Here is a 25982-nt window from a genome sequence, read left to right on the forward strand (position 1 = left end):
TTGATCTTCAATGACGCAACATTTGTGCTCGACGACAATCCCCTGTGGGAGCGAGCCGGCTCCGGGCGGCGATCCGACGATGGCGATCAGGCAGTCGCCACCGCAATCCCGGGCTCAACCACTGTCAACAACCCTTCCTTCATCCACTTGGCATCCCGCACAAAACACCGCGAAGCCAGGAACAGCAGGAACAGCCTGCGCCAGGCATTCGCCGCTTGGGTCGAGTTCTGCATGGGTCCGTCTCTTTTATTATGATCAGGGCTTCACTGCCGACGGCATTCAGCCCGGAACCAGCAATCCAGTCAGCCTTATGGCTGCCGTCCGTCACTATTTGTCAGGCTGATACACGCTCATGTCCGCCAAAGTCGGGTCCGTGACAATTTATATCTAAACGCTCTTGGGCTTATTGCAAAATCGTTAGTGCCAATGTGCCACTATTTCTTGCGCCTTGTGCACGGTCTCTATACTCCAGACATTCGCCAGCGTTCATGGCACCGCTGCAGGATGACTCAGAGACGGGGCATGCTATGGAGTGGCCTGGTTTGCATTTCATTACCGAGCTGCCAGAGAGCAGCGGGCAAGTCGTACTCAATTGCACCCATGACCCCTTTCTGGTGCTGTTGGCCTACCTGGTCGCCTGTGCCGCCAGTTTCGCCACCCTGGACATTGCCGAACGCATCGGTCACGCCGAAAGCCCTGCCTCTCAACGGCTCTGGCGCTGGGTCGGGGCCTGCTGCCTGTCGGGTGGCATTTGGGCCATGCACTTTATCGGCATGCTGGCATTCCAGGCCCCCATCGACATCCATTACGACTTGCCGATCACCTTGCTTTCCCTGCTGATCGCCTTTATTGCAGCCTTTTTAGCAATGAACACCCTGAGCAATACTCAACTGAACGTGCGGCAATACGTGCAAACCTCGATCTGCATCGGACTGGGCATCGCCACCATGCATTACGTGGGTATGACGGCGATGCGTTCGAACGCCGTGGCCCACTACCAGCCAATCGTGTTCGGCCTGTCGATCCTGATTGCCATCGGTGCCAGCGCCATTGCCTTGCTGCTGTCGCATGGTCTGCGTAACGGCGGCGGCATCGCCCATCAGGTACTCAAATACACCGCCAGCCTGGTGCTCGGCGCCGGCATCGTGAGCATGCACTTCACCGGCATGCAGTCCATGAGTCTGGTGTTGCCGACCGGAGTCCCGATGCAACTGTCGGTCGACAACGACCACCTGCAACTGGCGCTGACGATTGCGCTGATCGCGCTGCTGGTCATCGGCAGCAGCATCAGCGCCGCCCTCGCCGACAAAAAGCTGCAACACAAGGAACATGACTTGCGCCGGGTAAACACGTTGCTTGGTCAACTGGATCAGGCGCGCATGTCGCTGCAACAAGTGGCGCACTACGACGCCCTGACCAACCTGATCAACCGCCGCGGCTTCAATCAGATCTTCGCCGAAAAACTCATCGAGAAAAGCACCGGCGGCGGCATGCTGGCGGTGATGTTTCTGGACATCGACCACTTCAAACGGATCAACGACAGCCTCGGTCACGACGCCGGTGACGAGCTGTTGAAAGTGCTCGCCAATCACATCAAAAGCTCGACCCGCAGCCACGATGATGTGGTCGCACGGTTTGGCGGCGATGAATTCTGCATTCTGGTCAACCTGCGTGAGCGCGACGAAGCACGGCACATGGCCCAACGCATCATGCAAAAGATGAAGGAGCCGATAGAGCTGGCCGGCAGGCGCATGGTCATGACCACCAGCATCGGGATCAGCGTGTTCCCCGACGACGGCAAGAGCTGCGAAGAGCTGTTGAAAAACGCCGACCTGGCACTGTACCAATCCAAAGGTAATGGCCGTAATGGCCTGCACTTCTTCAGCCCCAACCTGAAAACCAGGGCGACGATGGCGCTGCAACTCGAAGAAGAACTGCGCAATGCCTTACGTGACGAAGCCGGGTTGATGCTCTATTACCAACCAATCTATGACCTCAAAAGCGGCCACGTAAGCAAACTGGAAGCGCTGATTCGCTGGCAGCACCCGGTACACGGCTTGCTCGCGCCTGATCGTTTCATCGCGATTGCCGAAGCCAATGGCTTGATCGCCGAACTCGACAACTGGGTGCTGCGCAAAGCCTGCGAAGACCTGAGCGAGCTGTCCAGGCACGGCTGTGAGTCGTTGAAAATTACCGTGAACTGCTCACCGCTCAACCTGATGCGCGAAGAGCTTGCCGAAGAAATCGAATGTGCGCTGCGCTTGGCCGGCGTAGCGCCGCAAAGACTGGAACTGGAGGTCACGGAAAACGCACTGATGGGCAACCTCGCCAATACGCTGGTGCTACTGCGCAAAATTCGGGCACTTGGTGTTTCGCTGTCTATCGACGACTTTGGCACCGGTTACTCATCCCTGGCTTACCTCAAGCGCTTGCCCCTGAACACCTTGAAAATCGACCGTTCGTTTATTCAGGACATTCCCAAGGCCACTCAGGACATGGAGATCGTCCAGGCCATTATCGTCATGGCCCACACCCTGCATTTACAGGTCGTCACCGACGGTGTCGAAACACCGGAGCAATACCAGGTCCTCAAACACTTCGGTTGCGACTTTGTTCAAGGTTATCTGTTGAGCCGCCCGGTGCCGCTGGCTGAATTACGTCCGGTACTGAACGAGATCAACCAGCGCAAGCACGCGCACACCGTCAGTGCGTTGAGTCTGGCTCGCGGTATAGATGGATTAGTGTCGCGGGGTCCTTTTCCAGATAGCCCTGACCACCGTGCAGGCGCATCAATTGTGCGGCCAGTCCACTGATCGGCGTTGCCGAGCCTTGCTCGCGGGAAAATTTCACCGCGCCATCCAGGTCCTTGAGCAGCGTTCGAACATGCCACTTTATCGGTTCGAAACGGCTCTCGGCCATTTGCGGGGCAAGTATCTGCAAGGGTTTCGAATCGGCAAACCCGCCGCTCAATGCTTCGGCCAGCAGGCTCGCATCCACGCCTGAACGTTCGGCCAACGCTACCACCTCGGCGATCACCAACGCATTACAGGCAACAATCATCTGATTACACGTCTTGGTCACTTGCCCGGCACCGACCGCGCCCATGTGCGTGACCCGCTGTCCGAGACTCAACAACACCGGACGCACGCGTTCGACATCGGCTGACTCACCACCGACCATGATCGCCAGGCTTGCGGCCTCGGCCCCCGCCACACCACCGGACACCGGCGCATCCAGCCAGCCCATACCGGAACGGCTGGCCAGCTCGGCAGCCATTTCCCGCGTTGCCGTGGGCTCCAGACTGGAAAAGTCCACCAGCAACTGGTCGGCTTTCGCGCCAAACACCACGCCCGAAGCACCGAAGACCACCTCGCGTACCACCTCGGTATTGGCCAGGCACATCATCACCAGATCGGCGTGCTGACACAGCTCGGCAGGTGTGGCCACTTGTCGCGCGCCAGCCTCGACCAAGGGCGCGCACTTGTCAGGATTGCGGTTCCAGACGGTCAGTGGATAACCCGCCGCCAACAGACGCCGGCACATCGGCAACCCCATCAATCCAATACCGGCGAACGCCAAGGAAGGTAACGCTGCCATTATTTTGCCTCTGCTCGATTAAAGATCGCCGAATATTGGCCGATTCATCATGAATCAGGAAAGGATTCCCCCTAGCGACGCTCAGGTAAAGCCCTATCGCCGGGGACAATATCGCACTGTAAAGTCGCGAGCTCTTTATTCGTGATGGCTTGATGACATCTCGCCGCCGAACCAACCAGTCCAGGCACATGGCGCACAATGACTTCTAAAAATAATCCTGCCTCTGCGGTATCCGAACTGACGCTCACCGCCGCCACGGATAAACCCCCAGTCCCGAAGCCATTGACCAGCTCACGCCCGCTTGCGACCCAGCAGTACCTGTACTTTACCGAGACCAACACCGATCGCATCCTCGACAATCTCGATGGCCTGCGCGATCTGGTATTCCCCAAGCCACCGCACCTGGAAGACGCCCACGAACTGCATCAGCAGGAGTTCCCCTCGGTGTGCCTGATCGGTCTGGGTCGCTGCGGTTCGAACATTGCGCTGGACGTCGCGGAGCTGGTGTACAACGCCCGCAAGTTCTACCTCAACGAGTTCAACAACGAAGACAAGCCCTATGCTGAAAAGGGCTACAGCCCTGCGCAATGGATTCGTAACAACCTGAAACTGGGTGTCGGCAAGGCCACCAAACCGGTGTTCCTGGTCGAGCCACTGGTGATGCTCGGCGACCTGGACAAAGACATCGCCGGACGTATCCGCTTCTCGCGCAAGGGCGAAAAAAGCGGCTTCCTGCGCGACTACAGCAAAATGAAGATCATGGACCTCTCGGAAGTCCACGCCGGCGGCGCCGGTAACGCGCCGATCCTCGGCCAGTACCTGGCGAAGATCATCCTGAACAAGGACACCCAGCGTTTCTCCAGCCCCGACTGGAAGATGATCCATTCGTACCTGATCGACAGCTGCGGCATCAAGGCCAACCAGTCGCGCCTGTATTTCTCGATTTTCAGCGCCGGCGGCGGTACCGGTTCGGGCATGGCCTCAGAGTTCGGGCTGGCCCAGCAGCACTCGTACATGAACAAGACGTTCGACACCAAACCGGTGGACGAGCACGACAGCAAGAGCGGCCACTCCTTCGTTTTCGAGCCGATCTTCACCAGCGGCATTTGCGTACTGCCGAACATTTCCGATCATCGCAGCGAAATGTCCGAAGCGCTGCACATCAACGCCGGTCGCCTGCTGTGCAAGTACCTGTCGGAAGAATGGGATTTCTCATACAACTTCGCCAACGAAGACAGCAGTGAAGCCAGCGTCATGGGCCGCATCCGTCCATGGAACGCGATGATGCTGATCTCCAACGACATCATGCGTTACGCCGAAGAGAACGATGACGGCAATATCCAGAACATTGATGTCAATGCCATGGAAAAGCACGCCAACCAGTACATCTCGCAGCAGATCTTCAATATTCTGACGGCCCAGGCAGTCACCACCGACTACGACCAGAACTACTTCCGTCGGGCCGGTATCGATATCGGCGAAACCATTCGCCTGGACGCCAACGACCTGTTCATGAGTCTGGCCGGGCCAGTAGCGATTGCCTACGCCGAGTCGGTGGTGCCGGAACAACCGGCACCGAACAGCGACAAGTTCAAGGTATTCGACAAAGAGCCACAGCGCCTGAACATCGACGACCTGTTCTTCCGCTCCATCGACCTGCCGCACTTCAACAAAGTGACCCAGGCCATCGAAGGCATCAGCCTGTTGCCGATCGAGTCCAAGCGTTATCGCGCGTCATTGGAGCAATACAAGAACTCGGGTTACGACGCTGCCGCGCTGCATGACCTGCACTTCTTCAAGAATTGCTCGTCGGTGGTGTCGATCGTATCGCTGCCCAAGGATTACAAGCTGTCCTACATGGACCTGAACCGGTTGAAGACTCACCTCAACAGCCTGTTCCCCAACACCACGCTCAAGCGTTATGCACTGGTGATCGGCGCCTCGGCCAACCTTTCGCTGACCACCCTGATCGCCAAGAGCCCGTGCCTGTCAGACGATTTCCTGACCTTGATCGTGGCATTCATCAAGCGCTGCTTTGCCCGCACTCCGTACCGTTTCGACGAAACGCTGGACAACTCGATCCTCGACTTCATCATTCATGAAGACTTCGACGAAGCCAGGATCGACGAGCTGCTCAATGAGTTCGAAAACCCGGCGAAGATCCTCGACACCAACTGGTACGCGATCAAGCCGATGTACGAGAAGAAGTACCGCGAGCTGATCAATGACAAAGACAAGTTTGTCTCGATCAACGACATCCGCCTGTCGCGCGATTGCGTGAAAAAGGCCATCAAGTACCTGCGCGAGATCTACCGTCACCGCATCGGCAAGACCAAGGTCATCTCGCTGAATAACCATACGGGCAAGACGGCCTCCTGAGATCCGGTCGGGGGACCGCGATGGCCGTCTGACATCCAGCGCATCATCCAATGATTCCAACATCCAGAAACAATTAAGCAGCCATTCGGCTGCTTACTAAACTGTTCCCGTTACGTTTACGTAACCTTCCCCACTGCCAGCCTGTGGCATTTCTCTACGGCAACCTGCCATCACGCTACTCGGCTACACACTTTTACCCTGACGCCATCGGCACCAAATCAGTGCACCACTTCAGGCCTGCGCCCTTTCCTGGATCAGAATCCACGGCGAAACGACCACCGCCCATAACTCTGGATCACGCTCGAAAAGATCCAGCGCCCGCGTTTCAGAGAGCTTGGCGACTTTGTCGGCGGCCAGCCAGGCAGCCACTTTCTCGCCTTCATCCTGAGCAACTGCCTCGGCAGCAGCGATCAAATCCAGGCCGGAATCGACCCACAATAGGGCACCCTTGGCGAAGAACGGTTCGAGTTCCTTCCAGGTAATAGATGCGGTTTCACCAAGCAGCTTGGCATAGAGGGTGCTAGGTTCTTGAGTCATGGGTCCTGTCCGGAATTGAAATCGGCGCAATCATAACGTCGGCGCACTGGCAGAAAAACCCGGATGCAATAGAGTCATTGATCGAGAACTGCAGGAAAGCAAGGATAGCCGCTGAATCAGGTTGCTACGCAGCCAAAATCCCGCCGCAATTCTGTCTTTTTCTTTCAAAAATGCGACACCCTCAGGTTTTGCCCCTGAGCGCCAGCTTTCCAAGCGAACAACCGGCGCTCTACACTGTACCGGTACAGTTGCCGGGGGCATTTCCGGGGATATCCAAAATATCGATCCGGTTCTGTGGCTCAGGCTGCCAGGACTATAAAAATTACAACAGTAAGAGTGGAGCACTATGAATAAGGCTACTAAGCAGATTTCCAAACTGTTTGCCGCTATGGTTCTGGCCGGGGTTGCCAGCCATTCGTTCGCAGCTGACACCATCAAGATCGGCATCGCCGGCCCTAAAACCGGTCCAGTGACCCAGTACGGTGACATGCAGTTCATCGGCGCTAAAATGGCCATTGAGCAGATCAACGCCAAGGGCGGTGTCGACGGCAAGATGCTCGAAGCCAAAGAATACGATGACGCCTGCGACCCTAAACAGGCCGTTGCCGTTGCCAACAAAGTGGTCAACGACGGCGTCAAGTTCGTGGTCGGTCACCTCTGCTCCAGCTCCACTCAACCGGCTTCGGACATCTACGAAGACGAAGGCGTGATCATGATCACCCCGGCCGCCACCAGCCCGGACATCACCAACCGTGGCTACAAAATGGTGTTCCGCACCATCGGCCTGGACAGCGCCCAGGGCCCTGCCGCCGGCAACTACATCGCCGATCACGTAAAGCCGAAAATCGTTGCCGTTCTGCACGACAAACAGCAATACGGTGAAGGCATCGCCACCGCCGTGAAGAAAACCCTCGAAGGCAAAGGCGTCAAGGTTGCCGTGTTCGAAGGCCTGAACGCCGGCGACAAGGACTTCTCCTCGATCATCCAGAAACTCAAGCAAGCCAACGTCGACTTCGTCTACTACGGCGGCTACCACCCGGAACTGGGCCTGATCCTGCGTCAGTCCAAGGAAAAAGGCCTGAACGCCAAGTTCATGGGCCCGGAAGGCGTCGGCAACGACTCCATCTCGCAGATCGCCCAGGACGCTTCCGAAGGCCTGTTGGTGACCTTGCCGAAGTCTTTCGACCAGGATCCGGCCAACAAGGCACTGGTTGAAGCATTCGCCGCCAAGAAGCAGGACCCGAGCGGTCCGTTCGTGTTCCCGGCCTACTCGGCAGTCGAAGTCATCGCTGACGGCATCAAGGCAGCGAAGAGCGAAGACACCGCCAAAGTGGCTGCAGCCATCCACGCGGGTACTTTCAAAACCCCGACTGGCGACCTGAGCTACGACGCCAAGGGTGACCTGAAAGACTTCAAGTTCGTGGTCTACCAGTGGCACTTTGGCAAACCTAAAACCGAAGTTTCGCCTCAGTAAGGCGCTGCCTGACTGACTGCCAATAAAGCCCACGGCGTGCCGTGGGCTTTGTTTTACGAACGTATTGGGCCGTGCCTCCGTGATCCGGAAGCCTCCCCACCTGAAAATCTCAAAACCGTCATCAGCGGTTCGCTGGCAAACCTCTTGTTCGAAGTGGATGCAGATCCACGGGGCCTGAGCGGGAAAATGACTCCACCAGTGAAATGCGTATCAGGTTTTTAGGAGCGCAGTAATGCCTGAGATCTATCACTTTTTCCAACAGCTGGTTAATGGTCTGACCATTGGCAGCACGTATGCCCTGATCGCCATCGGCTATACGATGGTTTACGGCATCATTGGAATGATCAACTTCGCCCACGGCGAGGTCTACATGATCGGTTCCTACGTGGCCTTCATCGTCCTTGCCGGACTGGCCATGCTGGGTATCCATTCTCTACCGCTGTTGATGACCGCCGCATTCCTGGCGACCATCGTTGTCACCAGTGCCTACGGCTACAGTATCGAACGGATCGCCTACCGCCCTCTGCGGGGCAGTAACCGCCTGATCCCGCTGATCTCGGCCATCGGCATGTCGATCTTCCTGCAAAACACCGTACTGCTCTCGCAGGACTCCAAGGACAAATCGATTCCCAACCTGATTCCGGGCAGCTTCAGCTTCGGTCCAGGCGGAGCACAGGAAGTGCTGATCTCCTACATGCAGATCCTGGTGTTCGTGGTAACCCTGGTGGTGATGCTCTGCCTGACCACGTTCATTTCGCGTTCACGTCTGGGACGGGCCTGCCGAGCCTGCGCCGAAGACATCAGAATGGCCAACCTGCTGGGCATCAACACCAACAACATCATCGCCCTGACCTTCGTCATCGGTGCCGCCCTGGCGGCCGTGGCGGCTGTACTGCTGAGCATGCAGTACGGCGTGATCAACCCGAACGCCGGATTCCTGGTGGGCCTCAAGGCCTTTACCGCGGCGGTTCTGGGCGGCATCGGGAGCATTCCGGGCGCCATGCTCGGTGGTCTGGTGCTGGGGGTGGCCGAAGCATTCGGCGCCGATATATTCGGTGACCAGTACAAGGACGTGGTGGCTTTCGGCCTTCTGGTTCTGGTGTTGTTATTCCGGCCAACCGGCCTGTTGGGCCGTCCGGAGGTTGAGAAAGTATGATCAGGAATCTTAAACAGGCGCTTTTCAGCGCGCTATTGGTTTGGGCTGTGGCGTACCCGGTACTCGGCCTGAAACTGTCCATCGCCGGCATCAACCTTGAAGTACAGGGTGCCACGACCTCCACGCTACTGATCATCACCGCCTGCTCGGTGCTGATGTTCCTGCGCGTGCTGTTCGACCGCGAATACACGGCCGCCATGCGCTCCGTGCCCAGAGGTAAATTGATCCCGGCCAGTGCGAGCAACTTCCTGACCCTGCCCAGCACCCAGCGCTGGGTCATCATGGGCTTGATCGTGATCGCTCTGGTCTGGCCGTTCTTCGGTTCGCGCGGTGCGGTGGATATTGCCACGCTGATTCTGATCTATGTGCTGCTCGGCCTGGGCCTGAACATCGTGGTCGGCCTGGCGGGTCTGCTCGACCTGGGCTATGTCGGTTTCTACGCCGTGGGCGCCTACAGCTATGCGCTGCTGTCGCACTACTACGGCCTGAGCTTCTGGATCTGCCTGCCGATCGCCGGCTTGATGGCGGCGACCTTCGGTTTCCTGCTGGGCTTCCCGGTGCTGCGTCTGCGCGGTGACTATCTGGCGATCGTGACCCTGGGCTTCGGTGAGATCATCCGTCTGTTCCTGCGTAACCTGACGGGCCTCACGGGCGGACCGAACGGTATCAGCAACATTCCCAAACCGTCGCTGTTCGGCCTGAGCTTCGAGAGAACGGCCGCCGAAGGCGTGCAGACCTTCCACGAGTTCTTCGGCCTGACGTACAACCCGGTCAGCAAGGTGGTTTTCCTCTATCTGGTGGCGCTGTTGCTGGCGCTGTTCGCGTTGTTCGTGATCAACCGCCTGCTGCGCATGCCGATCGGCCGTGCCTGGGAAGCGCTGCGTGAAGACGAAATCGCCTGCCGTGCGCTGGGTCTGAACCCGACCGTGATCAAGCTGTCGGCCTTCACCCTGGGTGCCTGCTTCGCCGGTTTTGCCGGCAGCTTCTTCGCCGCGCGCCAGGGTCTGGTCACGCCGGAGTCGTTCACCTTCATCGAGTCGGCCACCATCCTCGCCATCGTGGTGCTGGGCGGCATGGGCTCGCAACTGGGCGTGGTCCTCGCGGCTGTCGTGATGATCCTGTTGCCCGAACTAATGCGTGACTTCAGCGAATACCGCATGTTGATGTTCGGCGCCTTGATGGTGCTGATGATGATCTGGCGTCCTCAAGGTCTGCTGCCCATGCAACGTCCTCACATGGAGCTGCGTAAATGAGCAGAGAGATCCTGAAAGTAGATGGCCTGAGCATGCGTTTTGGCGGCTTGCTGGCGGTCAATAGCGTTGCCCTGAGCGTGAAAGAGAAACAGGTGGTGTCGATGATCGGCCCTAACGGCGCCGGCAAGACCACCGTGTTCAACTGCCTGACCGGTTTCTACAAGCCCACCGCTGGCACTATCCAGCTCAACGGTGAAGCGATCGAAGGCCTGCCCGGCCACAAGATCGCCGGTAAAGGCGTGGTGCGGACGTTCCAGAACGTGCGGTTGTTCAAGGAAATGACCGCCGTGGAAAACCTGCTGATTGCTCAGCACCGGCACCTGAATACCAACTTCCTGGCCGGTCTGTTCAAGACGCCGGCGTTTCGCCGCAGCGAACGCGAGGCCATGGAATACGCCGAGTTCTGGCTCGACAAGGTCAACCTCAAGGAGTTTGCCAACCGTCCGGCCGGCACCCTGGCGTATGGTCAGCAGCGCCGCCTGGAAATCGCCCGTTGCATGATGACCCGTCCAAGCATCCTGATGCTCGACGAACCGGCCGCCGGCCTCAACCCGCGGGAAACCGACGACCTCAAGGCGCTGATCGGCACCCTGCGTGAAGAGCATAACGTCACCGTGCTATTGATCGAACACGACATGAAACTGGTCATGAGCATCTCCGACCATATCTTCGTGATCAACCAGGGCACGCCTCTGGCCAACGGCACGCCGGAACAGATCCGCGACAATCCTGAAGTGATCAAAGCCTACCTGGGGGAAGCGTAAATGCTGCAGTTCGAAAACGTTTCCACCTTCTACGGCAAGATCCAGGCCCTGCATAGCGTCAACGTCGAAGTCCGCCAGGGCGAAATCGTCACGCTGATCGGTGCCAACGGCGCCGGCAAGTCCACCCTGCTGATGACCCTGTGCGGTTCGCCGCAGGCCCATAGCGGCAGCATTCGCTACATGGGTGAGGAACTGGTCGGCCAGGACTCCGCGCGGATCATGCGTAAAAGCATCGCCGTGGTTCCGGAAGGTCGTCGGGTGTTTGCCCGTCTGACCGTGGAAGAAAACCTCGCCATGGGCGGGTTCTTCACCGACAAAGGCGATTACCAGGAGCAAATGGACAAGGTCCTGGGGTTGTTCCCGCGACTCAAGGAACGCTTCAGCCAGCGCGGCGGCACCATGTCGGGTGGTGAGCAGCAGATGCTTGCCATCGGCCGGGCGCTGATGAGCAAACCCAAGCTGCTGCTGCTCGACGAGCCGTCGCTGGGTCTGGCGCCGATCATCATCCAGCAGATCTTCGACATCATCGAACAGCTGCGCAAGGACGGTGTGACGGTGTTCCTGGTAGAACAGAATGCCAACCAGGCGTTGAAAATCGCCGACCGCGCCTACGTGCTGGAAAACGGCCGGGTGGTGATGCAAGGCACCGGTGAAGCCCTGCTGAGCGACCCTAAAGTGCGCGACGCGTACCTGGGCGGCTAAGTACTGCGGAAATCGGCATAGGGGACGGCCTTCATAGGCCGCTCCCCTGCCACACCACCCGGCATGCGGGTCCGCACCGGGCGGTTCGAGAGATTGAGGTTATGAGAAACGCACTAATCCCAGCCTGTCGAACCACGCAATATTAAGCACGCGATTCAGGTCAAGACGACTGTTATGCCACCAGCGGCAGGTGTTTCCTGCCACCTTCTGCGCCACCTGGTTATTCGCGCCAAGTGCTCGCAGCTCACGATACGTCGTCGTTCCGCGCTTCCATTGTTTAAGCTGGATCGCTCGCAACCGGTGTCGTATCCATTCGTCCAGCGCACGCCAGACGGCTGGGGTTTGCGACAACCCAAAGTAAGCTTTCCATCCCAAAATGTAAGGTTGTAGGTCATCGACAATCTGCTGCAAGCTACGGCCACACGAGCGTCGGGTGTACCAGCGTATTCGTTGCTTGAACTGCTTCTGCGCTTTATAGGATGCGGCACGCTTGACTTCGCCGCGGGCTGACCACAACTCATAGCCCAGAAACTTGCGACCAAACGCGCTCGTCACTGCACTCTTGCTCTCGTTGACGCTCAAGTGCAGCTTTTCGTACAGCTGCCTCAGCAGGGCCATTACCCGCTGCCCCGCCTTCTGACTGCGAACATAAACGTTCGCATCATCGGCATAGCGCACAAAACAATGTCCCCTGCGCTCAAGCTCTCGGTCCACTTCGTCCAGCAGCACATTCGCCAGCAACGGCGACAGCGGGCCGCCTTGCGGCGCCCCGCAGCGGCTTTTCTCGACCACTCCATTGATCAGCGTTCCCGCATCCAGATAGGCACGAATCAGCCGGATAACCGCCTGATCCGTGGTCCGTTTGCGCAAACGATCCATCAAGATGTCGTGATCGACCCGGTCGAAGAACTTCTCCAGATCAACATCCACCACCACTTTACGTCCTGAAGAAACATGGCGCTGAGCCGCTAAAACGGCGCCCTGCGCACAGCGTCCCGGACGAAAGCCGTAGCTGTGTTCACTGAAAGTCGGATCGAGTAATGGCTGCAAGACTTGCAGCAGCGCTTGTTGGATCAAACGGTCGGTGACCGTTGGGATACCCAGCTCGCGTTGACCGCCGTCAGGTTTGGGAATGGCTACACGCCGTACCGGACTGGGCCGGTAGACACCTGATAGAAGCTGTTCACGAATCGCCGCCCATTGGGTCAGCAGGTACTCGGCCGTCTGATCAATATCCAGACCGTCGACTCCCGCTGCACCTTTGTTGGCCTTGACCCGTTTCCACGCCCGCTTCAGGTTTTCTCTCGCAAAGGCCCGTTCCAGCAGCCCTTGCCCTGCGTTGTCGGATTCATCTTGCGGGCGATTGACCTCGTCGCTGACGGGACTTCTCACGGCTTCACCGCTCGCAGTCTCCATCCGCCCCGCGTTTGGCAGGCATCTGACTTCCGGTCTTTCGTATCAACATGGCCTATAACGCTTTCTCTCGTTCGGCCCTTCGTCAAAAAAAAAGACTACTACGGCCTCTGCTGACTTCTCGCTCCGGCTGGCACCGTCGCCCTTTCAGGCATAAGGCGAGATCTCCCCAGGTAAGAACGCAATCCTTCACCACACAACCGCCGGATTTACACAGCCTGATCCTTGACCACAAGAGCTTCGCGGTTTTGTGCCCGCTCGCCCTGATCGGCCGCGCCTTTTATCCGGTTCTTGTACATCGGCTCATGGCTTCGATTCACGCTTCCTCCCCACACTCGGTCACCCTCATGCAGTTGCGCTTCACTTCGTTCGCTGTGGTCAGCTTACGGCGGGACTTTCACCCACAAGATTGCGCCCATGCTGGGCGCACACAAAAAAACGGCCTGCGGGCCGTTTTTTTTTGCCTTGTAGAAGCACGGCTTGCCGGCGATGGTGCTTGGGAGAACGCCATCGCCGGCAAGCCGTGCTCCTACAGGATTGTGTCGTGTACAAAAGTTTTTTCACACGCGCTGTAACGAACCGCAGTGACCTTTCTCTAGAGGGGTAAGCAAGCATAAACGCTTACTTGAACCCATCCCTTGTTTGGAGAAACATCATGACCGCTACCACTCGCACCCTGTCCGCTGCCGCCCTCGCCCTGGCCTTGGGTTCCGCTTTGAGCATCGCGGCGCTGCCGACCACTGCCCATGCCGCAGCCACTGACATGGAAAAATGCTTTGGCGTCGCCATGAAAGGCAAAAACGATTGCGCCGCAGGTGCAGGCACTACCTGCGCGGGCACCTCGAAAATCGACTACGAGAGCAACCACTTCAAGCTGGTGCCAAAAGGCACTTGCGATAAGACTGCCAGCCCGACCTCGCCGACCGGCTTCGGTCAAATGGCCGCCTACAAAGCCAAGTCGTAATCCCTCCTCTGCCTGAGTGTTGATGATGACCACTTCAGCGCTGCACACCGTACATCCTCACACTCAGGCATTGGCGTCCGAGCTCCCGCCCCGCGCGGGGCTGGGGCTCAAGACCGAGCACTTTGGCGCAGTACTCGATACTCGCCCGGACATCGGCTTCTTCGAAGTCCACGCCGAAAACTACATGGTGGCCGGCGGCCCGTTTCATCATTACCTGGGTTTGATCCGCGAGCAGTATCCGCTGTCGCTGCATGGCGTCGGTCTGTCGATCGGCGGCGAAGGTCCGCTGAACCCCGAGCACCTTGCCCGGCTCGCCCATCTGATCGAACGCTATCAACCCCAATCCTTTTCCGAACACCTGGCCTGGTCGAGCCACGGCCCGGTGTTTCTCAATGACCTGCTGCCATTGGCCTATAACGAGTCGACACTACAGCGTGTCTGCGAGCATATCGACCAGGTTCAGGAGTATCTGAAACGCCCCATGCTGCTGGAAAACCCGGCGACTTACTTGCAGTTCCAGCGCTCCGGCATGGACGAAGCCTGCTTCATCACGGATGTCATCCGCCGCACTGGCTGCGGTTTGCTGCTGGATGTGAACAACGTCTACGTCTCCTGCATCAATCATCAGCGCGATCCATTGGCCTACCTCGACGCACTGCCGCTGCATGCCGTGGGCGAGATCCATCTGGCCGGATTTGCCGAAGACACTGACAGCCTCGGCGATCGCCTGCTGATCGACGATCACGGCGCGCCCATCGATAACGCCGTATGGGCGCTGTACACACGTGTTCTTGAGCGCGTCGGGCCGGTGGCCACGCTGATTGAACGTGACAATCAGGTGCCTGCGTTTTCCGCGCTGCACGCCGAGGCCCGTCAGGCCGATGAGCTGCTGGGTTATACCGGGGTACGCCGATGAACACTCAAGCCGATTTCGCCGCCGCCCTGCTTGATCCTCGACGGCCCTGCCCTGACGGTTTGTTCAGCGCCAACGGTGCTGACCCGGATAGCCGCTTCGCGGTGTACCGCAACAACGTGCAGAGCTCGCTGATCAACGCCCTGGCCGACAGCTATCCGGTGGTATCGCAGTTGGTCGGGAATGAGTTTTTTCGGGCCATGGCCCAGTTTTATGGGCGGGATTTCCCGCCGAGCAGTGCGCTGATCAACGACTACGGCAGTGACTTCGCCAGTTTCATTGAGCACTTTGCGCCGGCCGCTTCAGTGCCGTATCTCGCAGATGTCGCACGCCTGGAGCGCTTGCGGGTGATGGCCTATCACGCGGCAGATGCCAACGCTGTCGAGCCTGCCCGGATTGCTGCGGCGCTGGCTGCTCCCGAAGCGCTCGCCCAGCTACACATTCATCTGCACCCCTCAACGTTCACGCTGAGTTCGTCGTACGCCACCGTTGCGCTATGGGCCGCCCACCAGACTGACACACCCCCCCGGAACCTTGCGCCGTATCACCCGCAAAGCGCGCTGGTGTTGCGCAATGGCCTGGAGGTTGAGGTCTTTGCGATTGACGTCGGCACGGCGACCTTCATCCACAGCCTGCAAAACAACCACCCTTTGGGGCAAGCGGTAGCCGATGCCCTGGACGCCGCCCCGGCGTTTGACTTGAGCCAGTGCCTGGCGCTGCTGATCGGCCATAACGCCATCATCCACCTGCAACACGACAAGGTATCGCCATGAATACCCGCACCGAACACCCGAACGCCATCACCTTCCTGATCGAACGAATCATCGGACTGTTCGAGAGGATCCCCCACAGCCTGACCGCCTTCGTTGCACGCTTCTCCATTGCCGCGGTGTTCTGGAAGTCTGGCCAGACCAAGGTCGAGGGCCTGGCTATCGACCTGTTCGACGGCACCTTCCAGCTCGGTATTCCGCGCCTCGCAGACTCGACCATTCCGTTGTTCCAAAGCGAATACCACGTGCCGCTGCTGTCCCCGGAACTGGCGGCGCACATGGCGGCCTTCGCCGAGCATTTCTTCCCGATCCTGATCCTCGTCGGCTTCGCCACACGCTTCTCGGCCCTGGCGCTATTGGGCATGACGCTGACCATTCAGACCTTTGTCTACCCGGACGCCTATCCGACTCACGGCACCTGGGCGGCGATTCTGCTGTACCTGATGGCCAGAGGTCCGGGCGCGCTGTCGATCGATCATCTGATCGCCAAACGTTACGCCGCCAAACGCTAAGCTCTTGTAGCCGCTGCTACAGCCGATCCAGTGCTTCGCCGCTGCGCTTGAACCACCTCATCAGGTAGTCGGCCAATACTTGCGTGCGCTTGGGCAAGCCGCCCTGATACGGGTGCACCAGATACATCGGCATGCTTCGGGTCTGATAGTCGCGCAGCAGCCAGCGCAAACGGCCATCGGCCAGTTCAGCCTGCAACAAGTAAGAAGGCAGGCGCGCGATCCCCGCATGGGCAAGCGCAGCCTTCTTCAGCAGGTTGTAGTGGTTACTGGCGAACGGCCCCGAGACCCGCACCCGCAACAGCTCATGTTGCTGGTGGTACAGCCACTCTTCCCGGCCACTGTAATGGCTGTTGAGCAGGCAACGATGATCGACCAGGTCCACTGGCGTCTGCGGCTCACCGAACTGCTCAAGATAAGCCGGGCTGGCGCAAGTCATCTCGTGCCAGGCCAACAGCGGCTTGGCCACCATTCGCTCGTCGTTGGCCACCTCTGAACGAATAGCCAGATCGAACCCGTCCCGCGACAAGTCGCGGTAACTGTTGTTCAGCTCAAGCTCGATCTGCACGTCGGGGTACTCTCGGGAAAACTCCAGCAGCAACCCATCGAAAAAAGTCTCCCCCAGCGACACCGGGACCGTCATCCGAATCGGCCCCGCCATATCGTCTTTCAACCGTGCCAGGGCCTGTCGCGCCCGCTCTACTTGAATCACCAGCGCCAGCGCTTGCGGCAACAACGCCGCACCGGCCGCCGTCAGGCTCAAACGCCGTGTGGTTCGCTGCAACAGCACTACGCTGAAACGTGTTTCCAACTGACTGATGCGCTTGGACAGCTGCCCCTTGCTACACCCCAGTTGCTGCGCTGCCAGCGTGAAACTGCCGGCCTCGATCAACACCGCAAACGCCGCCAGATCATCCATTTCGCTCATGGATTGTTTCCAATTGAAAACCAAAGGTTGCCCATTAGCACGCTTATCAATAAAAAAACCACACTAAACTGAAACCACATTCACCCACTTGAGGATAAGCACGATGAAAATTCTTTTGATTGGAGCCTCCGGCACTGTCGGCTCGGCCATTGACCGGGAACTGTCCCAGCGCCACAAAATCATTCGTATCGCTCGCAAGAGTGGTGACTTCCAGGTTGATATCAGTGACAGCGCCTCGATCCGCAAGCTGTTCGAACAGACCGGCAACTTCGATGCACTGATCTGCGCCGCCGGCAGCGTCAATTTCGTGCCGTTGGCCAACATGACCGAAAAAGACTTCGAGCTGGGCTTGCGGGACAAGCTGATGGGCCAGGTCAATCTGCTGTTGATCGGCCGGGAGTTCGCCAATGACGGCGCCTCATTCACCTTCACCACCGGCATTCTCAGCCACGATCCGATTCGTACCGGAAGCTCGGCGTCCATGGTCAACGGAGCCCTGGACAGTTTCGTTAAAGCGGCGGCTATCGAATTGCCACGCGGTCTGCGGATCAACTCGGTGAGCCCTAACGTACTGGTTGAAGCCATGGGCAGCTACGCACCGTACTTCCGCGGATTCAAACCGGTTCCAGCCGCCGATGTGGCGCTGGCCTACGCGAAAAGCGTAGAAGGCTTGCAGACAGGCCAGATCTACAACGTTGGCTAACAACGACGCGTTGTACAGGAAGGCAGGCGCACTGCAGGGTTGTGATGAGCGGTCAGCCTGAGTAACGTGGCGGCACTTGTCTGGAGACCCAACAATGCGTGCTGCCCGTTCCCTGATGTTTGTCGCCCTGCTTCCTGTATTCGCCGGTTGCCAGTTGCTGCAGAGCCCGCCTGAGAAACCGTCCATGGCCGGCCTGACCCGCATGCAGGGCGAACTCAGCATGGCCAACGGCAAGCTGATGTTTCAGCCATGCCAGGAAAACAAGCTGTATGTCGTCAATGACGCCGGCAGCACCAGCATTCTGCAGGAAGCCGCAACGCTGGCGGGCACGCAGCACAAGATTTTCGCTGACGTGCGCGGCCGTGTTCCCGTGGGCAAATCAGCTGATGCGGGTGCCCAGTTCGACGTGCAGCAGCTATACCGCGTCGAGCGCTCGAGCGCGGCCTGTGAAGACCCCAACTTCCAGCGGCTGATCCTGCGTGCCAGCGGCACTACGCCCGACTGGAACGTCAAGGTCAACACCAAAGGCATGGTGATCGAGCGCGCCGGCCAGCCAGCGCTGGCCTTGCCGTTTCTGGAAGAACAACTCGGTAACGGACGTTTCAACCTCAGTAGCGAAGCCAATGACCAACACGTTGAACTCTGGATCGCGCCACAACGCTGCGTCGACAGCGCCCACGGCAGCGTTCAATTCATGAGCGCCGAGTTGCGGGTCAACGGCCAGGTACAACGTGGCTGCGCGTATTTCGGCGGTTCGCGTAACGACTGATTCGACAGGATGCTGTTTTAGCCTCACCGGAACGGACCGTTGAGGCTTATAATCGCCGGTTTGTGAAACGCCTTTGGCGCAGTTGTGCGCCCCCGCGAACCGGACCCCGTCATGTTACGAATCACCGAACTCAAGCTGCCGATCGACCATCCCGAAGAAGACCTGCGGCCTGCCATCGTGCAACGCCTGGGCATCGCCAGTGATGACCTGCTCGATTTCACCTTGTTCAAGCGCAGCTACGACGCGCGCAAAAAATCTTCCGAACTGTGCTTCATCTACACCATCGACCTTAACGTGCGCGATGAGGCGAAGTTGCTGCGCGCGTTCGCCGACGACCGTAACGTCAATGCGGCACCGGATGTCAGCTACAAGGTCGTGGGCCAGGCTCCACAGGATTTGAGCCAACGGCCGATCGTGGTCGGTTTCGGCCCGTGCGGGATTTTCGCCGGGCTGCTGCTGGCGCAGATGGGGTTCAAGCCGATCATTCTCGAGCGCGGCACAGAAGTGCGTCAGCGCACCAAGGACACCTGGGGTCTGTGGCGTAAAAGCGTGCTGAATCCTGAGTCCAACGTGCAATTCGGTGAAGGCGGCGCGGGGACATTCTCTGACGGCAAGCTGTACAGCCAGATCAAGGATCCCAAGCACCACGGCCGCAAAGTCCTGCACGAGTTCGTCAAAGCCGGCGCGCCGGAAGAGATCCTCTACGTCAGCAAACCGCACATCGGTACGTTCCGTCTGACGGGCGTCGTCGAAAACATGCGTGAGCAGATTCGCGCGCTGGGCGGTGAAGTACGCTTTCAGCAAAAAGTCACTGACGTGCTGATCGAAGACGGCCAGTTGAGCGGTATCGAGCTCGCCAGCGGCGAACAGATCCACTCCAAACACGTGATTCTCGCCCTCGGCCACAGCGCCCGCGACACCTTCCGCATGCTCCACGGTCGTGGCGTGTTCATGGAAGCCAAGCCGTTTTCGGTGGGTTTCCGTATCGAACACCCGCAATCGCTGATCGACAGCGCGCGCCTGGGCAAATACGCCGGTCACCCGAAACTCGGTGCCGCCGACTACAAACTGGTGCACCACGCCAAGAACGGTCGTTCGGTCTACAGCTTCTGCATGTGCCCGGGCGGCACCGTGGTGGCGGCGACATCCGAGCCGAACCGTGTGGTGACCAACGGCATGAGCCAGTATTCGCGTAACGAACGCAACGCGAACTCCGGGATTGTTGTGGGCATCACCCCGGAAGTCGACTATCCGGGCGGCCCATTGGCCGGGATCGAGTTGCAGGAGCGTCTGGAGTCCCACGCCTTTGTGCTGGGTGGCAGCAACTACGAAGCACCGGCGCAACTGGTCGGCGATTTCATCGCAGGCAAGCCGTCGACGGCGCTGGGTAGCGTCGAACCCTCCTACAAACCCGGGGTTGCACTGGGCGATCTGGCGCTGGCGTTGCCGGCGTTTGCCATCGACGCCATTCGTGAAGCTTTGCCGGCCTTCGAGAAGCAGATTCGCGGCTACTCGCTGCACGACGCGGTGCTGACCGGGATCGAAACCCGCACCTCTTCGCCGCTGCGGATCACCCGTAACGAGTCGATGCAAAGCCTGAACGTCAAAGGCCTGTTCCCGGCCGGTGAAGGCGCCGGTTATGCCGGTGGGATCCTGTCGGCGGGTGTCGACGGGATTCGTATTGCCGAAGCGGTGGCGCGGGATATTCTCGGTATCGAGGCCTGACCGAAACCCTGTAGGAGCAAGGCTTGCCCGCGATGAAGTTGACGCGGTCTTCCCGAAAGACCGCATTATCGTTCATCGCGGGCAAGCCTTGCTCCTACGGGGACAGTGCCTGGTTTTAGATACCGGCGCGCAACACGCTGGCCGGCAGCGGCTCGCCGCGTTCGACACTGGCCGCAACGGCCGCGATCAGACCACTCAGCTCATACCCCTGAGCCTTCAGCCAGTCCTGATCGTAATAGGTGGTCGCGTAGCGTTCGCCGCTATCACACAGAATCGCCACGATTGAGCCACTCTCTCCGGCTGCAATCATCTGCTGGGCAGCCATCAGGGCCCCGATCAGATTGGTCCCGCTGGAACCGCCCACGTGCCGGCCCAAACGCTGCGCCAGGTAATGCATGGCCGCCAGCGACAGCGCATCCGGCACCTTGACCATCGCATCGATGACCTTCGGCAAGAACGACGCCTCGACCCGCGGCCGGCCAATGCCTTCGATCCGCGAACCACAATCCAGACGCAAGCTCGCGTCGCCGGTCTGGTAGTACTCGAAGAACACCGAACGCTCGGCATCGGCGCACAACACGCGGGTGCAATGCTGGCGATAACGCACGTAGCGCCCCAAGGTCGCGGTAGTGCCACCCGTTCCAGGGCTGGAAATCAGCCAGCTCGGTTCAGGATGACGCTCAAAACGCATCTGCTGAAAAATCGACTCGGCAATGTTGTTGTTGGCTCGCCAGTCGGTGGCACGCTCGGCATAGGTGAACTGGTCGATGAAATGGCCGTCGTGCTCCTGGGCCAAGCGCTCGGACTCGGCGTAAATCTGCGTCGGATCCTGCACCAGATGGCTTTTGCCACCGTAGAACTCGATTTGCGCAATTTTTTCCCGGGAGGTCGTGGCCGGCATCACAGCAATGAACGGCAAGCCGAGCAAGCGCGCGAAATACGCCTCGGAGATCGCCGTCGAGCCGCTGGACGCCTCGATCACCGGCGCCCCAGGCTTGAGCCAGCCGTTACACAGCGCGTAGAGAAACAACGAACGCGCCAGTCGATGTTTGAGGCTGCCGGTGGGGTGACTGGATTCATCCTTGAAGTACAACTCGATGCCCGGCAATCCCGGCAGTGGCAAAGGGATCAGATGCGTATCGGCGCTGCGCTGGAAGTCGGCTTCGATGATCCGGATGGCTTCACGAGCCCACTGACGGTTGTCGCTCATGGTCTTTTTCTCGTTGAATCGATTAGACGTAGGGAAACCTGGCGGTGAAAACAGGCAACGGATTGACCTTGTCGAAAGGCTCAGTCAGTAAGCTTAGGAAAAAACCTGCCTAACGCACAGGTAGAGCTGAGGCCCAATACGCCAGCCAACTGCTAGGCTCAGCGCGACAACCCTGGCTGTAACGATATATAACAAAAAAGAATATAACTTTTGTTTTAACAACTAACCGTACGGGTTAGGGTGGTCCACCTTTTGAATCGATAGATGGAGAGCAAACTTGCCTCTGCGTAGCACTTTCACGCGTTTCTTTCAGTTGGAAGCTGCCAGCGGTCTGTTATTGATTGCCGCCGCAGCTCTTGCCCTGATCATCAACAACTCACCGCTGTCCTGGCTCTACAACGGCCTGCTGGACACTCCCGTGGTCGCCCAGATCGGCGCCCTGAAAATCGCCAAACCGCTGTTGTTATGGATCAACGACGGCCTGATGGCGATGTTCTTCCTGTTGATCGGCCTCGAGGTCAAACGCGAAATCCTCGAAGGCCATCTGTCCAAACCGTCGCAGATCGTCCTGCCGGGTGCAGCCGCCATCGGCGGCATGGTCGTGCCGGCGTTGATCTACTGGTTCCTCAACAAGGACAACCCGCCAGCCCTGAGCGGCTGGGCGATCCCGATGGCCACTGACATCGCCTTTGCCCTCGGCGTGCTCGCCTTGCTGGGCAAGCGCGTGCCGGTCTCGCTGAAGCTGTTTTTGATGACCCTGGCGATCATCGATGACCTGGGTGCAATCATTGTCATCGCGATCTTCTACTCCGGCGCTTTGTCGACGCTGTCGTTGATGCTGGCCGCAGCCTGTCTGGTGGCGCTGGTGGCGATGAATCGGCTAGGCGTGGTCAAGCTCGGTCCCTACATGATCATTGGCCTGATTCTATGGGTGTGCGTACTCAAGAGCGGTGTCCACGCCACGCTGGCCGGTGTGACACTGGCGTTCTGCATTCCGCTACGCACGAAAAACGCCGAGCCTTCGCCACTGCTGAGCCTGGAGCACGCGCTGCACCCTTGGGTGGCCTTCGGTATCCTGCCATTGTTCGCTTTCGCCAATGCCGGTGTTTCACTGGCTGGCGTTAACCTTGAGAGCTTCACCCACCACGTACCGATGGGCATTACTGCCGGTTTGCTGCTGGGCAAGACCGTCGGTGTCTTCGGCCTGACCTGGCTCGCCGTCAAAATAGGCATCGCCGCCCTCCCCGCTGGCGCCAATTGGGGCCAGGTATTCGGCGTGGCAATCCTCTGCGGTATCGGTTTCACCATGAGTCTGTTTGTCGGTTCTTTGGCCTTTGTGCCGGGCAGCAGCGAATACGCTGGCATGGACCGCATGGGCATTCTCACCGGCTCGATCCTCGCCGCATTGATCGGTTATGCAGTGACCGCAGCGGCCAGTCGCAAGAGCATCAATAGTGCGCCCTGAATAGCCGGATTTATTACTGAGTTCACACAGCCAAGGTGTGCTGTAGTGGTCTAACAAAACAATCAGCCAAAAACACAAAACCCCGACCAGTTACCTGATCGGGGTTTTGTTTTAACCGCGTAAAACTTAGTGCGAAACGCGGCTGGTGCCACCGACGGTGGAGATACGCACACGTTCGCCAACACGGAATACTTCGTTTGGCTGAACTTCCTGAACGTAGGCGCGCATGCTGCCGTCGTCTTCGCGAACGGTGATTTCCACGCCTTGGGTACGGGTCGCGCCTTCTTCGATGGCAGAACCCGCCAGACCGCCGGCCACTGCGCCGATCACCGCAGCGACGACACTGCCTTTGCCACCCCCCACGGAGCTGCCGGCAACGCCGCCAACGACCGCACCGGCTGCACCGCCGATCGGGGTTTTGGTGCCTTCGATTTTCACCGGACGCAGGGACTCGATGGTACCCATACGGATCGTCTGCACCCGACGTGCTTCGTCGCGGGAGTAGGAGTCACCGGTCAGGTTCGATTGGCAACCGGTGAGCAGCATCGCCATCGTAGAAAAAGAAGCAACCAGCAAAACAGACTTACGCATAGCATCAACTCCAAAGGACAGGTATTCATTAAACTCCGCAGCTTGACGCCTGTCACGGCACCGCCCGGATAAAATTGGTTTCATTCAGGTGCAGTACAGTCGCACTTGAGAAGTCATCACACAGTAGCGCCAAATTCCAGAACCTGCGTCATCGCACCAAGGATTCCCATGGATTACTTCATTATTGTCGTCACCACCATTGCCGGACTGTACTTCCATGGGTGGCTGTACGTGCGGATCAAACGCTGGATGGACCGTGATCTGGCGCTGGCACTTGCCGGTAATGACGAACAGAAAAAGGCGTTCATGCTGCAACAATTGGCCATTGCCCGGCAGCAGAATATCAAACGTCGGGACCTGCCACAGTGGCTGGAGGCGGCAGCTGCCACCTACCCCACTGCGTAACCGGTTTACGGCGCCAGGCGTTCGCGACTCCAGTCGGTGCCTTGCAGACGATAGTTCAGACGGTCATGCAAACGACTCGCCCGACCTTGCCAGAACTCGATGCGCTCTGGCAGCAAACGATAGCCGCCCCAATGTTCCGGGCAATGCGGCTGGCTATCGCTGAAGCGCTGTTCAGTGACTTTGAGCAGCCCTTCCAGCTCGGCACGATCGGCAATCACCTGACTCTGCGGAGACGCCCAGGCCCCCAGGCGACTGCCCAGCGGCCGTACCTGGAAATAGGCATCGGATTCCTGCGGTGTGACCTTCACCACCCGACCCTCGATACGCACCTGGCGCTCCAGGGTCGGCCAGAAGAAGGTCATGGCAGCAAACGGATTGCCCGCCAGCTGCTGACCCTTGGCACTGTCGTAGTTGGTGAAGAAGGTAAAACCCTGATCATCAAGACCCTTGAGCAACAGGATCCGGCAATGCGGGCGACCGTCCTGATCAACCGTGGCCAGGGTCATGGCATTCGCCTCGACCGGAGGTTGTTCGGTATTCACCGCCTCGGCAAACCACTGATGAAACAGCGCGAATGGCTCGGCCGGGGCCTGAGCCTCGGTCAAACCATCGCGAGTGTAGTCACGACGCATATCAGCCAGAGTCCGGGGCATAGCGTTTTCCTTGTGCTTGTTCAGTCAGTTGCGGGCCTGATTACTGGCCGCTGGTGTTTTTTACCGCTGTATCCGCTTTGGCTGCAGCCGGCTTTTTGGCTGGCTGTTTTTTGGCCGGAGCTTTCTTCGCCGAAGCCTTTTTCGAGGCAGCGCCTTTCTTCTTCGACGTTGCTTTTTTCGCGGCCACAGCTGGCGCTGCAGGCTTGGCGGTTTGCACGGCAACCATTTCCACCGGTGGCGGGGTCGGCTGGCTGTACTTGTTCAGCAATGCCAGCATGGTGGTGCGCTGGGTCAGCATGATTTCCACACGACGGTTCAAGGCACGGCCCTGGGCACTGTCATTGGCGGCGCGCGGCATCATGCTACCCATGCCACGCAACATCAGACGATCACCCTTCAAGCCACTGAGACTGAAGATCGACGCAATGGAAGTCGCACGATCCTTGCTCAGTTGTTGAGCCTCGGCACTCGTCCCCGTGTTGTCACCATGGCCCAGTACGAGCACGGAAGTTTTGGAATCACCTTCTACCACCTTGGACACCTTGGTGAACTCACCCAGGGCCGAAGGCAGCAACATCGCCGGACGTTTCGGGTTGAAGGCGTCATCCACTGGAACGACTACTACCAACACGTTCTCGCGACGTTCCACTTGCAGACGACTGCCCTGAACGGCAGCACGCAAGCGTGGCTCGTAGCTGTCCAGCCAGGCCTGGGTGATTTTCGGATCAGGCATTGGCACATCTTTGATATCGGCCTTGGTGATGGCCTTAGGCTGGTCGCCAAACGGCCACCACCATTTGCTTTCGCTATCGGCTTTAGCCGCAGCGGCAGCTGCGGTGGTTGGAACGGCTGGCGCAGTCGCACTTGCGGTTGATTTGGCCTTCGCGGCGGCTGCGGCTTCAGCGGCCTTTGCGTCCGGTTTGGCAGCGGCTTTGTCCGCGACCTTGTCCGAACCGGAACCGAATGACCACCAGTGGCCACCGTCTGCATCATTTTGTGGGGTTTGCGCGCAACCGGTAATGCTGAGACACAGTGCCAAGGCTAGAGATTTGTTCGGTGACATGGGGATATCCACAAAATGAGATAAAAAGCTGTGAGTCGC

The 25982-nt window shown here is 58.7% G+C and carries 25 protein-coding genes; 17 read left to right on the forward strand and 8 right to left on the reverse strand.

The annotated features are described in order from the left end of the window. Positions 1 to 255 (forward strand): hypothetical protein (locus HK44_RS29460; RefSeq protein ID WP_206756133.1); only part of this gene is annotated, 255 nt, incomplete at its 5' end. 272 nt (positions 256 to 527) lie between these two features. After that, complete coding sequence (locus tag HK44_RS08615; protein WP_019692188.1) at positions 528 to 2813, forward strand: putative bifunctional diguanylate cyclase/phosphodiesterase; 2286 nt, start codon at positions 528 to 530, stop codon at positions 2811 to 2813. Here the strand turns inward: HK44_RS08615 and HK44_RS08620 are convergent. After that, positions 2704 to 3600, reverse strand: a complete 897-nt coding sequence (locus HK44_RS08620) for an NAD(P)-dependent oxidoreductase (protein ID WP_080690598.1) — start codon at positions 3598 to 3600, stop codon at positions 2704 to 2706. The two genes, HK44_RS08615 and HK44_RS08620, sit on opposite strands and share 110 nt — an antisense overlap. Positions 3601 to 3795: 195 nt before the next feature. Here HK44_RS08620 and HK44_RS08625 point away from each other — a divergent pair, with 195 nt between their 5' ends. Then, positions 3796 to 5976 (forward strand): hypothetical protein, encoded by a 2181-nt coding sequence (locus HK44_RS08625; protein WP_019692186.1) that lies wholly within the window; start codon positions 3796 to 3798, stop codon positions 5974 to 5976. Positions 5977 to 6207: 231 nt separating this feature from the next. On the opposite strand, the gene HK44_RS08630 is transcribed toward HK44_RS08625, so the two are convergent. Then, positions 6208 to 6513 (reverse strand): DUF2288 domain-containing protein, encoded by a 306-nt coding sequence (locus HK44_RS08630; RefSeq protein WP_019692185.1) that lies wholly within the window; start codon positions 6511 to 6513, stop codon positions 6208 to 6210. A gap of 346 nt (positions 6514 to 6859) precedes the next feature. Here HK44_RS08630 and HK44_RS08635 point away from each other — a divergent pair, with 346 nt between their 5' ends. The 5 genes from HK44_RS08635 to HK44_RS08655 all read left to right on the forward strand — a co-directional run bounded on the left by HK44_RS08635 (position 6860) and on the right by HK44_RS08655 (position 11862). Beyond that, on the forward strand, positions 6860 to 7987 hold the full coding sequence (locus tag HK44_RS08635; protein WP_019692184.1) for a branched-chain amino acid ABC transporter substrate-binding protein: 1128 nt from the start codon (positions 6860 to 6862) through the stop codon (positions 7985 to 7987). Between the two features lie 232 nt (positions 7988 to 8219). Then, a complete protein-coding gene (gene livH / locus HK44_RS08640) occupies positions 8220 to 9143 on the forward strand; it encodes a high-affinity branched-chain amino acid ABC transporter permease LivH (RefSeq protein WP_019692183.1) in 924 nt (307 codons plus the stop codon). Further along, positions 9140 to 10396 carry a high-affinity branched-chain amino acid ABC transporter permease LivM gene (locus HK44_RS08645; protein ID WP_019692182.1) on the forward strand — a complete coding sequence of 419 codons (1257 nt, stop codon included), beginning with the start codon at positions 9140 to 9142 and terminating at the stop codon, positions 10394 to 10396. The genes livH and HK44_RS08645 overlap by 4 nt, the downstream gene beginning before the upstream one ends. Continuing rightward, on the forward strand, positions 10393 to 11160 hold the full coding sequence (gene livG / locus HK44_RS08650) for a high-affinity branched-chain amino acid ABC transporter ATP-binding protein LivG (RefSeq protein ID WP_019692181.1): 768 nt from the start codon (positions 10393 to 10395) through the stop codon (positions 11158 to 11160). Before HK44_RS08645 ends, livG begins: the two co-directional genes overlap by 4 nt. Next, entirely contained in the window at positions 11161 to 11862 is a 702-nt protein-coding gene (locus HK44_RS08655) for an ABC transporter ATP-binding protein (protein WP_019692180.1), read from the forward strand. 99 nt (positions 11863 to 11961) lie between these two features. Here the strand turns inward: HK44_RS08655 and ltrA are convergent, their stop codons facing one another. Continuing rightward, complete coding sequence (gene ltrA / locus HK44_RS08660; protein ID WP_024264771.1) at positions 11962 to 13278, reverse strand: group II intron reverse transcriptase/maturase; 1317 nt, start codon at positions 13276 to 13278, stop codon at positions 11962 to 11964. A gap of 652 nt (positions 13279 to 13930) precedes the next feature. On the opposite strand from ltrA, the gene HK44_RS08670 reads away from it, so the two are divergent. The 4 genes from HK44_RS08670 to HK44_RS08685 are packed head-to-tail and all read left to right on the forward strand — an operon-like array spanning position 13931 to position 16434. After that, positions 13931 to 14239 carry a BufA1 family periplasmic bufferin-type metallophore gene (locus tag HK44_RS08670; RefSeq protein ID WP_019692179.1) on the forward strand — a complete coding sequence of 103 codons (309 nt, stop codon included), beginning with the start codon at positions 13931 to 13933 and terminating at the stop codon, positions 14237 to 14239. Between the two features lie 25 nt (positions 14240 to 14264). Further along, complete coding sequence (gene bufB, locus HK44_RS08675) at positions 14265 to 15155, forward strand: MNIO family bufferin maturase (RefSeq protein WP_024264812.1); 891 nt, start codon at positions 14265 to 14267, stop codon at positions 15153 to 15155. Next, positions 15152 to 15925, forward strand: coding sequence for an HvfC/BufC N-terminal domain-containing protein (locus tag HK44_RS08680; RefSeq protein ID WP_019692177.1), 774 nt, complete (start codon positions 15152 to 15154; stop codon positions 15923 to 15925). The genes bufB and HK44_RS08680 overlap by 4 nt, the downstream gene beginning before the upstream one ends. Then, positions 15922 to 16434 carry a DoxX family protein gene (locus HK44_RS08685; RefSeq protein WP_019692176.1) on the forward strand — a complete coding sequence of 171 codons (513 nt, stop codon included), beginning with the start codon at positions 15922 to 15924 and terminating at the stop codon, positions 16432 to 16434. The genes HK44_RS08680 and HK44_RS08685 overlap by 4 nt, the downstream gene beginning before the upstream one ends. Before the next feature lie 16 nt (positions 16435 to 16450). Here the strand turns inward: HK44_RS08685 and HK44_RS08690 are convergent, their stop codons facing one another. After that, a complete protein-coding gene (locus tag HK44_RS08690; RefSeq protein ID WP_019692175.1) occupies positions 16451 to 17359 on the reverse strand; it encodes a LysR family transcriptional regulator in 909 nt (302 codons plus the stop codon). 103 nt (positions 17360 to 17462) lie between these two features. Here HK44_RS08690 and HK44_RS08695 point away from each other — a divergent pair, with 103 nt between their 5' ends. From HK44_RS08695 to HK44_RS08705, 3 genes are all read left to right on the forward strand, one after another. Continuing rightward, positions 17463 to 18062, forward strand: a complete 600-nt coding sequence (locus HK44_RS08695) for a short chain dehydrogenase (protein ID WP_019692174.1) — start codon at positions 17463 to 17465, stop codon at positions 18060 to 18062. 94 nt (positions 18063 to 18156) lie between these two features. After that, positions 18157 to 18831 carry a COG3650 family protein gene (locus HK44_RS08700; RefSeq protein WP_019692173.1) on the forward strand — a complete coding sequence of 225 codons (675 nt, stop codon included), beginning with the start codon at positions 18157 to 18159 and terminating at the stop codon, positions 18829 to 18831. A 111-nt stretch (positions 18832 to 18942) separates the two neighbouring features. Beyond that, positions 18943 to 20556 carry an NAD(P)/FAD-dependent oxidoreductase gene (locus HK44_RS08705; protein ID WP_019692172.1) on the forward strand — a complete coding sequence of 538 codons (1614 nt, stop codon included), beginning with the start codon at positions 18943 to 18945 and terminating at the stop codon, positions 20554 to 20556. A 115-nt stretch (positions 20557 to 20671) separates the two neighbouring features. Here the strand turns inward: HK44_RS08705 and HK44_RS08710 are convergent, their stop codons facing one another. Beyond that, positions 20672 to 21766 carry a PLP-dependent cysteine synthase family protein gene (locus HK44_RS08710; RefSeq protein WP_019692171.1) on the reverse strand — a complete coding sequence of 365 codons (1095 nt, stop codon included), beginning with the start codon at positions 21764 to 21766 and terminating at the stop codon, positions 20672 to 20674. Positions 21767 to 22043: 277 nt separating this feature from the next. Here HK44_RS08710 and nhaA point away from each other — a divergent pair, with 277 nt between their 5' ends. Further along, entirely contained in the window at positions 22044 to 23231 is a 1188-nt protein-coding gene (nhaA, locus tag HK44_RS08715) for a Na+/H+ antiporter NhaA (RefSeq protein ID WP_019692170.1), read from the forward strand. A gap of 126 nt (positions 23232 to 23357) precedes the next feature. Here nhaA and HK44_RS08720 read toward each other — a convergent pair whose 3' ends face one another. Further along, positions 23358 to 23822, reverse strand: coding sequence for a glycine zipper 2TM domain-containing protein (locus HK44_RS08720; protein WP_019692169.1), 465 nt, complete (start codon positions 23820 to 23822; stop codon positions 23358 to 23360). 168 nt (positions 23823 to 23990) lie between these two features. On the opposite strand from HK44_RS08720, the gene HK44_RS08725 reads away from it, so the two are divergent. Continuing rightward, positions 23991 to 24227: a hypothetical protein gene (locus tag HK44_RS08725; protein ID WP_019692168.1), complete on the forward strand. Its 237-nt coding sequence runs from the start codon at positions 23991 to 23993 to the stop codon at positions 24225 to 24227. A 5-nt stretch (positions 24228 to 24232) separates the two neighbouring features. Here the strand turns inward: HK44_RS08725 and pdxH are convergent, their stop codons facing one another. Then, positions 24233 to 24880 (reverse strand): pyridoxamine 5'-phosphate oxidase, encoded by a 648-nt coding sequence (pdxH, locus tag HK44_RS08730; protein WP_019692167.1) that lies wholly within the window; start codon positions 24878 to 24880, stop codon positions 24233 to 24235. Positions 24881 to 24920: 40 nt separating this feature from the next. Next, positions 24921 to 25943 (reverse strand): OmpA family protein, encoded by a 1023-nt coding sequence (locus tag HK44_RS08735; RefSeq protein ID WP_019692166.1) that lies wholly within the window; start codon positions 25941 to 25943, stop codon positions 24921 to 24923. Positions 25944 to 25982: the final 39 nt, after the last annotated feature.

This window comes from Pseudomonas fluorescens HK44 (assembly GCF_000217955.3).
GTDB classification, from domain to species: domain Bacteria; phylum Pseudomonadota; class Gammaproteobacteria; order Pseudomonadales; family Pseudomonadaceae; genus Aquipseudomonas; species Aquipseudomonas fluorescens_AQ.

Coding starts and splice junctions, on each gene's coding strand:
- HK44_RS08615 (WP_019692188.1), top strand. CDS start 528: ATGGAGTGGCCTGGTTTGCATTTCATTACCGAGCTGCCAGAGAGCAGC.
- HK44_RS08625 (WP_019692186.1), top strand. CDS start 3,796: ATGACTTCTAAAAATAATCCTGCCTCTGCGGTATCCGAACTGACGCTC.
- HK44_RS08630 (WP_019692185.1), bottom strand. CDS start 6,513: ATGACTCAAGAACCTAGCACCCTCTATGCCAAGCTGCTTGGTGAAACC.
- HK44_RS08635 (WP_019692184.1), top strand. CDS start 6,860: ATGAATAAGGCTACTAAGCAGATTTCCAAACTGTTTGCCGCTATGGTT.
- livH (WP_019692183.1), top strand. CDS start 8,220: ATGCCTGAGATCTATCACTTTTTCCAACAGCTGGTTAATGGTCTGACC.
- HK44_RS08645 (WP_019692182.1), top strand. CDS start 9,140: ATGATCAGGAATCTTAAACAGGCGCTTTTCAGCGCGCTATTGGTTTGG.
- livG (WP_019692181.1), top strand. CDS start 10,393: ATGAGCAGAGAGATCCTGAAAGTAGATGGCCTGAGCATGCGTTTTGGC.
- HK44_RS08655 (WP_019692180.1), top strand. CDS start 11,161: ATGCTGCAGTTCGAAAACGTTTCCACCTTCTACGGCAAGATCCAGGCC.
- ltrA (WP_024264771.1), bottom strand. CDS start 13,278: ATGGAGACTGCGAGCGGTGAAGCCGTGAGAAGTCCCGTCAGCGACGAG.
- HK44_RS08670 (WP_019692179.1), top strand. CDS start 13,931: ATGACCGCTACCACTCGCACCCTGTCCGCTGCCGCCCTCGCCCTGGCC.
- bufB (WP_024264812.1), top strand. CDS start 14,265: ATGACCACTTCAGCGCTGCACACCGTACATCCTCACACTCAGGCATTG.
- HK44_RS08680 (WP_019692177.1), top strand. CDS start 15,152: ATGAACACTCAAGCCGATTTCGCCGCCGCCCTGCTTGATCCTCGACGG.
- HK44_RS08685 (WP_019692176.1), top strand. CDS start 15,922: ATGAATACCCGCACCGAACACCCGAACGCCATCACCTTCCTGATCGAA.
- HK44_RS08690 (WP_019692175.1), bottom strand. CDS start 17,359: ATGAGCGAAATGGATGATCTGGCGGCGTTTGCGGTGTTGATCGAGGCC.
- HK44_RS08695 (WP_019692174.1), top strand. CDS start 17,463: ATGAAAATTCTTTTGATTGGAGCCTCCGGCACTGTCGGCTCGGCCATT.
- HK44_RS08700 (WP_019692173.1), top strand. CDS start 18,157: ATGCGTGCTGCCCGTTCCCTGATGTTTGTCGCCCTGCTTCCTGTATTC.
- HK44_RS08705 (WP_019692172.1), top strand. CDS start 18,943: ATGTTACGAATCACCGAACTCAAGCTGCCGATCGACCATCCCGAAGAA.
- HK44_RS08710 (WP_019692171.1), bottom strand. CDS start 21,766: ATGAGCGACAACCGTCAGTGGGCTCGTGAAGCCATCCGGATCATCGAA.
- HK44_RS08720 (WP_019692169.1), bottom strand. CDS start 23,822: ATGCGTAAGTCTGTTTTGCTGGTTGCTTCTTTTTCTACGATGGCGATG.
- HK44_RS08725 (WP_019692168.1), top strand. CDS start 23,991: ATGGATTACTTCATTATTGTCGTCACCACCATTGCCGGACTGTACTTC.
- pdxH (WP_019692167.1), bottom strand. CDS start 24,880: ATGCCCCGGACTCTGGCTGATATGCGTCGTGACTACACTCGCGATGGT.
- HK44_RS08735 (WP_019692166.1), bottom strand. CDS start 25,943: ATGTCACCGAACAAATCTCTAGCCTTGGCACTGTGTCTCAGCATTACC.